The sequence below is a fragment of the Ferruginibacter albus genome (assembly GCF_020042285.1).
GTDB classification, from domain to species: domain Bacteria; phylum Bacteroidota; class Bacteroidia; order Chitinophagales; family Chitinophagaceae; genus Ferruginibacter; species Ferruginibacter albus.
Map to the genome: position 1 here is coordinate 3,523,677 of NZ_CP083388.1, position 11,757 is coordinate 3,535,433.

Annotated in this window: 10 protein-coding genes; 5 read left to right on the forward strand and 5 right to left on the reverse strand. The window is 36.4% G+C overall.

What is annotated here, in order from left to right; all coding sequences use genetic code 11:
* The first annotated feature begins 50 nt into the window (after positions 1–50).
* From K9M53_RS15070 to K9M53_RS15090, 5 genes are all read left to right on the forward strand, one after another.
* A complete protein-coding gene (locus tag K9M53_RS15070) occupies positions 51–926 on the forward strand; it encodes a YicC/YloC family endoribonuclease (RefSeq protein ID WP_224016477.1) in 876 nt (291 codons plus the stop codon).
* A 10-nt stretch (positions 927–936) separates the two neighbouring features.
* Positions 937–1,428, forward strand: coding sequence for a gliding motility lipoprotein GldH (locus K9M53_RS15075; protein ID WP_224016479.1), 492 nt, complete (start codon positions 937–939; stop codon positions 1,426–1,428).
* A gap of 67 nt (positions 1,429–1,495) precedes the next feature.
* The gene (locus tag K9M53_RS15080) at positions 1,496–2,473 is read left to right on the forward strand and encodes a sensor histidine kinase (protein WP_224016481.1); all 978 of its coding nucleotides are present in this window, start codon (positions 1,496–1,498) and stop codon (positions 2,471–2,473) included.
* Positions 2,474–2,481: 8 nt separating this feature from the next.
* Positions 2,482–3,186, forward strand: a complete 705-nt coding sequence (locus tag K9M53_RS15085) for a response regulator transcription factor (RefSeq protein WP_224016482.1) — start codon at positions 2,482–2,484, stop codon at positions 3,184–3,186.
* Positions 3,187–3,597: 411 nt separating this feature from the next.
* Entirely contained in the window at positions 3,598–4,170 is a 573-nt protein-coding gene (locus K9M53_RS15090) for a L,D-transpeptidase family protein (RefSeq protein WP_224016484.1), read from the forward strand.
* A 26-nt stretch (positions 4,171–4,196) separates the two neighbouring features.
* Here the strand turns inward: K9M53_RS15090 and K9M53_RS15095 are convergent, their stop codons facing one another.
* The 5 genes from K9M53_RS15095 to K9M53_RS15115 all read right to left on the reverse strand — a co-directional run bounded on the left by K9M53_RS15095 (position 4,197) and on the right by K9M53_RS15115 (position 11,639).
* On the reverse strand, positions 4,197–5,429 hold the full coding sequence (locus K9M53_RS15095; RefSeq protein ID WP_224016486.1) for an S-adenosylmethionine:tRNA ribosyltransferase-isomerase: 1,233 nt from the start codon (positions 5,427–5,429) through the stop codon (positions 4,197–4,199).
* Positions 5,430–5,438: 9 nt separating this feature from the next.
* On the reverse strand, positions 5,439–6,386 hold the full coding sequence (locus K9M53_RS15100; RefSeq protein WP_224016488.1) for an alpha/beta hydrolase: 948 nt from the start codon (positions 6,384–6,386) through the stop codon (positions 5,439–5,441).
* Between the two features lie 14 nt (positions 6,387–6,400).
* Complete coding sequence (gene acs / locus K9M53_RS15105; protein WP_224016489.1) at positions 6,401–8,302, reverse strand: acetate--CoA ligase; 1,902 nt, start codon at positions 8,300–8,302, stop codon at positions 6,401–6,403.
* A 205-nt stretch (positions 8,303–8,507) separates the two neighbouring features.
* Positions 8,508–9,833 carry an OmpA family protein gene (locus K9M53_RS15110; RefSeq protein WP_224016491.1) on the reverse strand — a complete coding sequence of 442 codons (1,326 nt, stop codon included), beginning with the start codon at positions 9,831–9,833 and terminating at the stop codon, positions 8,508–8,510.
* 123 nt (positions 9,834–9,956) lie between these two features.
* Positions 9,957–11,639: a glycoside hydrolase family 3 protein gene (locus tag K9M53_RS15115; protein ID WP_224016493.1), complete on the reverse strand. Its 1,683-nt coding sequence runs from the start codon at positions 11,637–11,639 to the stop codon at positions 9,957–9,959.
* Positions 11,640–11,757 lie beyond the last annotated feature (118 nt).

The following is an 11,757-nucleotide window of genomic DNA, read 5'->3' on the forward strand; positions in this document are numbered from 1 at the left end:
AGATAAACCAATAAACCAATAAACTATTAACTTGCAATAAATACATAGCGATGCTAAAATCAATGACAGGATTTGGAAGGGCAGAACAAACCGTGAATGATAAAACATTTTTGGTTGAAATAAAATCATTAAACGGAAAACAATTTGAGTTACAGTTAAAGTTGCCCCCATTATTAAAGCCGTATGAATTTGACATAAGAAATATTTTACAGGAACAATTGGTAAGAGGTAGTGTTGATTGCATGATCACCATTAAACAAAACGGAACATCCAAACCTGTTACTATTAATACCGATCTTATCAAAGCATATTATCAGCAGATTGAACAATTAGCGGGCGAATTAAAAATTGACACCAACTCTGTACTAAGCGCTTTGCTTCGTTTACCCGAAATAGTTACACCTACCAACGACATGTTAAACGAAAATGATTTTAATGAATTTAAAAAAGTATTGAACAATGCTTTAACAGAATTAAATAATCATCGTATAGAAGAAGGCGCCAGCCTGGAAAAAGATCTGATAAAACGTATTACTAATATTAATGCACAGGAAGAATCAATTATAAAGCTGGAGCCTAATCGTTTAAAAAAGATAAGAGAGAACATTGAGCAATTATTGCAGGAACATGTAGGAAAAGAAAATTATGATAATAACCGATTGGAGCAAGAACTGATTTATTATATAGAAAAGATAGACATTCATGAAGAGCAAGTTCGTTTAAAGCAACACTGTGAATATTTTAATACATTGCTGGCAGATAAAGATGAATCAAAAGGAAAAAAATTATCTTTTATTATACAGGAAATGGGACGTGAAATTAATACTACCGGCAGTAAGGCCTATGATGCTGACATTCAAAAATGCGTAGTGATAATGAAAGATGAATTGGAAAAAGCAAAAGAACAAGTATTGAACGTTTTATAAAAAAGTAAAAATGAAAAAGATCCGCTTTCACTTTTTGCCTCCAATTGCCTTCTTATCGTTGTTTTTCTTTGCTTTTTCTTCCTGCAACTACCATATAGATGTTTACGAAAAAACTGTGACGATACCTAAATACGAGTGGCAGTATAATCTTGTTCCTGCGTTTCAATTTAACATCAGCGATACATCGGCACAGTATAATATATATATAGCATTACGGCATACCGATGCGTATAATTATAATAATATATGCCTCAATGTCGGAATGCAGCCTCCCGGCGATACCATCCGTTATCAAAAAGTAGATCTGCCTTTGGGTAACGACGCAACAGGTTGGGAAGGTACGGGCATGGATGATATTTGGGAAGTGCGCAAGCTGATCACCAGCGGACCGGTAAAATTTAAAAAAGCCGGAGAATATAAATTCACAGCGGCACAGGTTATGCGTGAAAATCCATTAAAAAATGTAATGAATGTTGGTATCCGGGTGGAAAAAGTGGATTGATTACCGGAACATTACTATTGGTTATTTTCTTCATCCTTTTACCCATTATTAATTTTTAATTATTATAATGGCTCTTTCCTATTATAAAACAAAAAATCTTCGCATCATCTTTATTATATACTGGTTTTTGCTGGCATATATTATTGCGGCGTTGATTTGGTGGTTCATTGCGCTGAACCAGCAAAATCACCAAATGGCACAGTACAAGCTGGCACAACTAAAACACGACGCCCCCAATTACATACAAATTGTTGATGAGATACAGCTGATAGAAAAAAAGAAAACTGCACAATACATTGGCGAAGGCAGTATCTTTCTTTTGTTGTTATTAACAGGTGCCGTTTTTATTTACCGGGCAGTGCGCCGACAGTTCAAACAGGGCAGGCAGCAGCAACATTTTATGATGGCCGTTACGCATGAATTAAAAACACCCATTGCTGTAACCAAGCTCAATTTGGAAACTTTACAAAAACGAAAGCTGACAGAAGAACAACAACAACATCTTATTGCAAACACCATACAGGAAGCCAACCGTTTAAATGCACTTTGCAATAACATGCTGCTGGCCTCACAAATGGAAGCCGGCAGTTATACATCTACAAAAGAAGAAATTAATTTAAGCGAATTGGTAAATGAATGTGCCAATGATTTTATGATGCGTTTCTCTCAACGCATCATAATAGTAAATATTGAAAATGAGATATTCATTGATGGAGATAAATTATTATTACAGATGGCTGTTAATAATTTAATTGACAATGCGCTTAAATATTCGCCAAAAGCTTCAACAGTAGAGGTTTCTCTATCCAAAGAAAGAAACATAGCTTTTGTATCCATAAAAGATGAAGGCAAAGGAATTGATATGTCGGAAAAGCAAAAAGTATTTGATAAGTTCTATCGCATGGGCAAAACAGATGGCAAAGGAACGGGACTTGGCTTGTATCTTACCCAAAAAATAATAAGGCAACATAATGCCAATATCTTTGTTACTGATAATACACCAACAGGAAGTATTTTTACAATACGATTTAATCATAACAGTTAACTCTTTAAATGCCGGAAAAGAAAACATCTATATTATTAGTAGAAGACGAGGAAAATTTACAGGAAGCGCTTAAGTTGAACCTTGAGCTGGAAAGCTATGAAGTTACCAGTGTGTATGATGGCGCCGAAGCATTAAAGGCTGTTCAACAGGAACATTTTGACCTTATGATCCTGGATGTAATGCTTCCTGAATTAGACGGTATCAGCGTTTGCGAAAACATTCGTTTACAGAACAATGATATTCCTATACTAATGTTAAGCGCTAAAAACAGTAGTGCCGACAGGGTATTGGGTTTAAAAAAAGGCGCTGATGACTATTTGACCAAGCCATTTAATTTAGAAGAGCTATTGTTACGGGTAAGCAAACTCCTGGAAAAAAGCCGTCGTTCATCTACAAAGCAGCCATTGGCGCAGGTGTATATTTTTGGCAAAAACCAGGTTGATTTCAAAGCATCGGAATGTATCACCAAGGACGGAGAGAAAATAATGCTTACTAAAAAAGAAATGATGTTGCTGAAACTGCTTATAGAAAATAAAAATGAAGTAGTAACAAGAGAAAAAATATTACAGGCTGTTTGGGGTTATAACGTGTATCCTACTACACGTACCATCGATAATTTTGTTTTAAACTTTCGCAAGTATTTTGAAGAAGACAGCCGCAATCCAAAATATTTTCATTCTGTAAGAGGTGTGGGATATAAGTTTACGGAGTAGCAACACCTAGTGTCTGGCAAAAAGAAAGCCGGTAAAGGATAGGATTTCTGCATTTTAAAAAGTATATTCGTTTACTAAAGCCGTGATTTTATGCCAGTCAAAAGATCATTTGTAGCACTGTTATTTTTTGCATTTATTTCGGTTGGATTGCTATTGTTCTCTTTCTCGTTTAAGGCAACACAGGCGGAATATAAATGCAAGCTCAGGAAATGTTGCAGCGAAAGCAAAATAGCTCCTGTTACTCCTAAAAGTTTCTTTACCAACGGGGTTTTTCATCTTCCCGCATAATTGTATTTCAGTATTAAATACATTTGCAATCGTTAAATTTTTTTTAATGACACCATGTGAATTAAAAATTCATTAATCGGCATAAGGTTTGTTTAGTCATACAGCTACTTGAAAAATTTTATAATGAAAAACTTACGCCTTTTACCTCTTTTTTTGCTTCTTGGTTGTGTGGCATTTTTATCTTTTATGCCGGTACCGGGTGCTAAAAAAAGAACTACATCAAAAACAGTCGTTAAAGATAGCAGCGACGAAAATCCTTATTACATTGTCATTAATAAGTCAACATACGAATTAAAAGTGTACGATGATGAAGGTTGGTATGCTACCTACCCTGTAGTGTTTGGAAGTAAGGATCTTGGCGACAAAATGCGTGAAGGCGATAAAAGAACTCCCGATGGAAGCTTTAAAGTAATATTAAAAAAAGTAAATCCAAGTTGGGGACCTGAGTTATTATTAAATTATCCTAACGAAACTTCCGTTGCAAAATTCAATCAACGTAAGGCAAACGGATTGGTACCAAAAAATGCAAAGATCGGTGGTGGCATAGCTATTCACTCAACCCGTAAAGACGAGGAGTGGACAGTAGATAATTTTTATAACTGGACAGATGGTTGCATCTCTGTTAAATATTCCGAAATGCAGGATCTATACAGCTACATTCCCGTTGGCACACCCGTTACAATTGTAGAGAAATAAAAATTGGGCAAGTTTCAAATAAAATATTAGCCAATAAACAACAAGCTCCCATCTCCATAGCTTAAAAAACGAAAGTCGTTTTGCAACGCATAATTGTAAATATTTTTCCAATAATTTCCAACAGCGGCAGCAACCAATAATAATAATGTTGAGTTAGGCTGATGAAAATTAGTGATGATTGCTTTTGCAATTCGAAATTGATAACCCGGTGCAATTAGTATTTGCGTAGAAGTAATAAGATGTTCTTTACTATTCTTTTCCATCCATTGCAATAATGAAGATAAAGCTTCCTCCACCTGATAAGTACTTTCACTTAATGGACTTTCATATACATCCCATTGATAGATGGTCAGGTCTGCAGGTATTATTTCAGGATACAGAATTGTTTTAACGCCAAGCCAATACAGGCTTTCAATGGTTCGTAAAGAAGTGGTGCCGACAGCAACAACAGTATGATTTACGTTAGCAATCATATTCTTAATGGTATGCATTGTTACATCTATCCACTCAGAATGCATTTCATGCCCCTCCATTAAAGCAGCCTTTACAGGCTTAAATGTTCCGGCCCCTACGTGAAGCGTTGCGTAATCTGTTGCAATATTTTTTTGTACAAGCGATGAAAATATCTCCTTTGTAAAATGCAACCCTGCAGTTGGTGCAGCTACTGAACCTTGATATAAAGCATAAATGGTTTGGTATCTTTCTTTATCTCCTTCTTCGGGCTTACGTTTTATGTATGGCGGCAAAGGAGTTTCGCCAATTTGTTGTATGATTTCTACAAAACTAAAATGTACGGGCTGCCATGAAAATTCCGTCACGTAAGCATCCGATAATTTTTCAACTAACCGAACATTAATAATTACTTCTTCATTCTCAATTTTTAGTTTTTTTTCCAGGCTTCCTTCTTTCCACTTAGAAGCGCCGCCGATCATACATTTCCATTGTATGCTCTTTGTTTTTTGCATAACGGCGTTGTACTCTTTATTTTCTTCATATGGTTCTAAACAAAATATTTCTATAATGCCTCCCGTGGATTTTTGAAATACTATTCTTGCAGGAATAACTTTTGTATTATTAAAAACCAATAAGCTTTTTTCCGGAAGATGTGCAGCAATATTTTTATAGACATCTTCTTTAATTACGTTGTCTTTATAGACCAGCAATTTTGATTCATCTCTTTTCTCTAACGGGTAGGCAGCAATTCTTTCGTTGGGCAAGTTATATGTATAATCAGCAATGGAAATAGTTTTGGGATGCATGAAGCAAAGTTATTGCAATAGAAATGTTTTTATCTCTCGTTTCCATTTGGCATTTTCTTTAGCGCACAGCGATTCATGTGCACAACTATCATACACTACTAATCTTTTTCCGGCAGGAATAGCCGCATAAATATCATTTATCTCCTGTTCAGAAACACGAGGATCCTGTTTGCCCCATTGTAATAATACCGGGCAATCGATCTTTACTGCATATTCATCCGGACGCATATTAAATGCCCAAAATCCATGTTCCAAGCCTCCCCAAAAACAAAGTATTCCTGATAAAGGCTCCGGTGGCAAATGCATTATTTTCAATCGCCCTTCAGCGGCTTGCAATAAAGAGCCATAAGGCATTTCTAAAATTATCTTTTGAGGATGTACTCCCGTATCATGTACTGCCTTTATAATAGCAGCAGCGCCCATAGAAATTCCCCAAAGTATAATATTATGCTCACCTTTATTTACAATATAATTATACGCCAACGATACATCTTCCGATTCGTAATATCCAATCGTACAAGTATTGCCACCACTACTGCCATGTGCTCTAAAATCAATTAAAAAAGCATTGTAGCCCATTGCTAAAAACTCTTGTGCCTCTTCCATTACATCAGATTTATTAGCGCCATGTCCGTGAAATAAAAGAACTGTTCCTTTTGCTACGCTATCTGTTTTAAGATACCATCCCTCCAGGTCAATACTATCCTTTGTTTTTACATGAATTATTTTAAAAGTAAGATCCGGAATTATGCTGTTTGGTTTTTTAGAATAATTAATTCCAAACAATGCGCCTTTAATAATATCCCATTTTGATTTGTCTTCGATCTTCTTAGATGCAGTTTCTGTTTGCGCATCATAAAAATGTGTGAACTTATAAGCATTAAATGCCATTACAACATTCACCAAAATAAAAAGAACAATAAAAGTTCTTATTAAATATTTAAATAAGCGTTTCACTAAAATTTCTGGAGTTATAGTTTCCCATTTTTAATTTCCTCTACTACTGCAGGATCTAATAAAGTGGTGGTATCGCCAATATTCTGCATTTCACCTTCCGCGATCTTTCTTAAAATGCGTCGCATGATCTTTCCACTACGTGTTTTTGGTAATCCGCTTACAAACTGGATCTTATCAGGCTTCGCAATAGCACCGATAACTTTTGTAACAGTTTGCAAAATGCCGTTCCTTGTTGTATCCGTATTATCTGCCGAATTACTTAAAATAACATATGCATAGATCCCTTGCCCTTTTATATCATGAGGAAATCCAACTACGGCACTTTCTACAACACCGCTATGCATATTAATGGCATTCTCCACTTCAGCGGTTCCAATACGATGTCCGCTTACATTCAGCACATCGTCTACCCTTCCGGTTATGCGATAGTTGCCATCAGCATCCCGCAAACAGCCATCTCCCGTAAAATATAAATTATTGTAGGTAGCAAAATAATTTAAACGACATCTTTCATGATCGCCATAAGTAGTACGCAAGATGCCGGGCCATGGAAACTTTATACAAAGGTTTCCACTTGCATCATTTCCTTCTATTTCATTTCCTTTTTCATCTACCAAAACAGGCTGTACACCCGGTAATGGCAATGTAGCATACGATGGTTTTGAAGGTGTTACTCCGGCTAAGTTTGAGATCATGATACCACCGGTTTCAGTTTGCCACCAGGTGTCTACTATTGGACATTTCTTATGACCGATGTTTTCATCATACCAATGCCAGGCCTCTTCATTAATAGGCTCACCAACCGTACCTAGTATTTTTAATGAGCTTAGGTCTTTATTCTGTAATGGTTGTGTGCCATAACTCATTAAACTTCGTATTGCAGTTGGGGCTGTATATAAAATATCAACTTTGTGCTTATCTGTTATTTCCCAAAAACGCCCGGCATCAGGATATGTAGGAATGCCTTCAAACATCAATGTAGTTGCGCCGGCACTTAGCGGACCATATATAATATAGCTGTGCCCGGTTATCCAGCCAATATCAGCAGTACAAAAATGAATTTGTTTGGATTGATATTGAAATACATTTACAAAAGTATAGTTAGCCCAAATCATATAACCTGCACAAGTATGTACCACGCCTTTGGGTTTTCCTGTGGAACCAGATGTATATAGAATGAACAGCATGTCCTCTGCGTCCATCGTTTCTGCCGCACATTCATCAGATACATTTTTTATCTCATCATGCCACCAAACATCTCTGCCCGGTTGCATTACTACCGGAATTTTTGTTCTTTCATACACAATTACTTTTTTTACAAAGGCGCATGACAGCAATGCTTCATCGATAATTTTTTTTAAAGGAATGTCTTTTGCGCCCCGAAAAGCTCCGTCACAAGTAACAATGTAGTCCACTTTGGCATCTTGTAATCTATCCGAAATGCTTTGTGCACTAAACCCACCGAAAACTACTGAATGTATAGCACCAATACGAGCACAAGCCAACACAGCAATTGCCAGTTCAGGAATCATACCCATATAAATACAAACCCTGTCGCCTTTTTTAACGCCATTATTTTTTAATGCATTTGCAAAACGACAAACCCGTTGATGCAATTCTTTATAGGTAAGTATTCTATTTTGCTCTGCAGGATTATTGGGCTCCCAAATAATAGCAGGTTGATCTCCTAATATATCTAAATGCCTGTCTAAACAATTTTCTGTAATATTCAATTTAGCGCCTGAAAACCATTTTACCGAAGGTTCGGTAAAATTCCAATTTAATACCTTATCCCACTTTTTTTGCCAGTAAAAATTTTCTGCTATTCCACTCCAAAACGTTTCCGGATCCTCTATACTTTGTTTGTATTGATGATGATATTGTTCTAATGATCTTATTTGATAAGGATATGACATGATGATCGTTTTTTGAAAATTCAATTTCGGATTTTTTTTCGAACCACAATAGTTATAAAACACAGATCATTATGATATTTATAATTCACAAAGTCTTTATTTCAACAAACCAATAAGCTGCGTGATCATCGTTCTGTCTTTCTAAAACAAAAAAGCTGCCTCCATTCCGGAGACAGCTTTTTTTACATAGAGATAATCTTATCTATTAATAATAATGCAATTGAAGTTCTACTCTTCTGTTTTTCGTACGTCCAGCGGCAGTTTTATTGTCTGCAATTGGCTGCGTATCTCCAAAGCCTTGAGATTTTAAACGAGTTTCAGGAACACCTTTTTTCACTAAGTAATCGTAAACGGCTTTTGCACGAGCTTCACTTAATGTTTGGTTTTTATCAGGCTTACCGGTGTTATCTGTGTGTCCGTTAATGTCTAATTTCAAGTTAGGATCTGCCATTAAAGCTGATGCAACTGTATTTAGACCTGGATTTGATTTAGCTAATAATTTAGCGCTTCCTGTTGCAAAATAAATTTTGCTGGCAGCAACATCGATACGTTTTTTAACTTCTTCCTTAATTTCAGGACAACCTTTATTAGCGGCGGTACCAGCCAATGCAGGACATTTATCTTCTTCGTCATTTACACCGTCATTATCCGTATCAGGAATCGGGCATCCGTTATAACGTGCAACACCCGCTACCGTTATACATTTATCTTCTTCGTCGTTTACACCGTCATTATCCGTATCAGGAATCGGGCATCCGTTATAACGTGCTAAACCTGCAACAGAAGGACATTTATCATCTTTATCCGCAATACCGTCGTTATCTGTATCAGGGCATCCTTTTAAGGCTGCTGAACCTGCAACGTCAGGACAAGCATCTAAGCTATCCACTACGCCATCATTATCTTTATCAACTACAACCGGTGCTACTACAACAGGTGGTGGTGGAGTTTCATTTAAACGTGGTTTACCATAATTAATGGTTTGCAGGAATCCAAGTGAATAGAACCAGTTGTTATGCAAATAATCTTCGTTGAAACTTAAACGATAGTTTGTTTGCAATAAGATATATCCTTCGCTTGACAGGTTTAATTGTAAGCCTGCTCCCAATGGTGCATAAGGAGTTGCTTTACCCGGGTAAGTACCTATTCCCAAACCTGCAGACAGGAACGGAATCAATGTATGATTGTCGTTCATTGGACGAGCATGCAGCGATGCTTCAAATTCGCTGATATAATTGTTACTACTGCTGGCTTGTGCAGGAACACCTGCATCGCCTGAAAAAAGTCCTGTGTATCGAAGAGAAAGGTCGATCTTTTTACCTAATCCTTTCCAATACATAACAGAAATGCTTGGTTTTACTTTTTTAAAGGTGTAAGCTGAGGTTAATACAAAGTTTCCGGTGAAATCAGTAAGGTTACCACTGAATCCGATAGCAGAACCTTTTTTTGCCGATACAAAGCCCTGGGCATTTACTCCCTGGAAAGAAACGGCAAGGAGTGCTATTAAAAGTAGATTTTTAATGTTTATCATAACTTGTTTTTTTTACTAAGGTAATAAAGATATTTTTTAAGTGCAATTGGTTGCAAAAAATCAATTTTTTTGTATTGTTTTTTATTTCAACCCTTTTTAAGTCTTAAAATTAGTATTTCATTACTATCTCTTATAATATAATGAGGTAATAATTCCACAACCAAATTTTAGGTTATCGCATACCGTTACCGGTAATTTTCCTTTAAACGAGATTTTTCCTTGTAACAAGTCTATAGCAGTGTTTTGGGTCACATCGTCATCTTCATAACAGGCAATTAAATTACCTGCATTACACCAGTTTTTAATCACATAGGGATTGCCAAAAACAATTGTTATTGACCGTGAGTATTGTTGCAGTTGCTCCACAAAGGTATTAGATGCAGAATCAATGCCAAAATTATTTGCAGGAACCCGGTTATAGGCATGTATGCCAATTACAACTGACCTGTAGCGGGATTTTATTAACTGAACTAACGATAATATCCTGAGGGAATCCTGCTTATAATTAAAATAAAACACATCTGCATTGTAATCCTTTCGCATTCTTGCAGCAAAAGCATTATCCTTATTAATACCAATGCCAATATAAGCTACGTCGTATAAATTATTATTCTTTTCAGGAGAAAATGGAAAGAATACACTGTCTTTTTTATGTAATAAGGTAATGGCATTCTCAGCCACCAATCGCTTCATAGCAGGTATATCTTTATTAAGATCGGCAACAAGATTTACCGTGTCAATTGGCTTTTGCAGAACTGCTCTATATTGGTATTTTGCCATTAAAACTTTTTTACAATGCAGCTCAATATCATTCCATGACAATAAATTATTGGAAACAGCTTCCTTTATTTTTCCAATTGCCTGTGGCACATCACCAGGCAAGCAAAGCATATCGTTTCCTGCGATCAAAGCTTGTACAGAAGCATCTCCGTCAGGAAAATACTTTTTCACACCCTGCATTTCCAGTGCGTCCGTAAATGTTAGTCCCTGGTAATTTAATTTATTGCGTAACAGATTAGTAACATTATTTTTTGAGATAGAGGTAGCCCGATTTTTAGAACTATCAATAGCAGGAATATATAAATGAGCGATCATTATGCTTCCCACATTTGCCTGTACCATTTTTTTAAACGGGAACAATTCCAGCGAATCCAGTTGTGCCATTGACTTATTAATTACAGGCAAATCAAAATGCGAATCAACCGCTACATCGCCATGCCCGGGAAAATGTTTGGCACAGGCCATAACTCCAACATCCTGCATGCCTTTCATATATTGCACACCAAATTCCGCCACTTTGTATTTGTCTTCTCCAAAACTTCTGTCATTAATAACCGGGTTATCAGGGTTATTATTTATATCTACCACCGGCGCATAATTAACGGCAATGCCTATACGCTTACATTGTTCGCCTACAATTTTTCCGTATTCATATACAATGCATGGGTCCTGCATAGCACCCAGCATCATTTGCTTAGGCAAAGCCTGTACACTATCAAACATACGCATACCCACCCCCCATTCTGCATCAATGCACGTAAGAACAGGTGTTTTTGCTACACTTTGTAAATGATTTAAAATATTGGCTTGCTGTACGGGGTCGCCCTGGAAAAGGCAAACACTACCGATATTATATTTTCTTACCAATGAATCTACCTGTTTATCAAAAAAAACTGCTTTTTTATTTATAAAGTCATAGGTCGATAAACGAACAACCATTAATTGCGCAATGCGTTCCGAATCGGACAAAGAATTATAAACACTATCAACCCATGCAATTGCTGTGCTATTATTTGTAGAAGGCATATTGTTTTGTGCCGATATTTTAAAAGAACAGAGTAACAGTAAAACCACCCAAAAGCTTCGCATTTGGTTACCAGGATTTATAATGAAGAGGATGTGTTAATTTTGAGATTCAAATTTC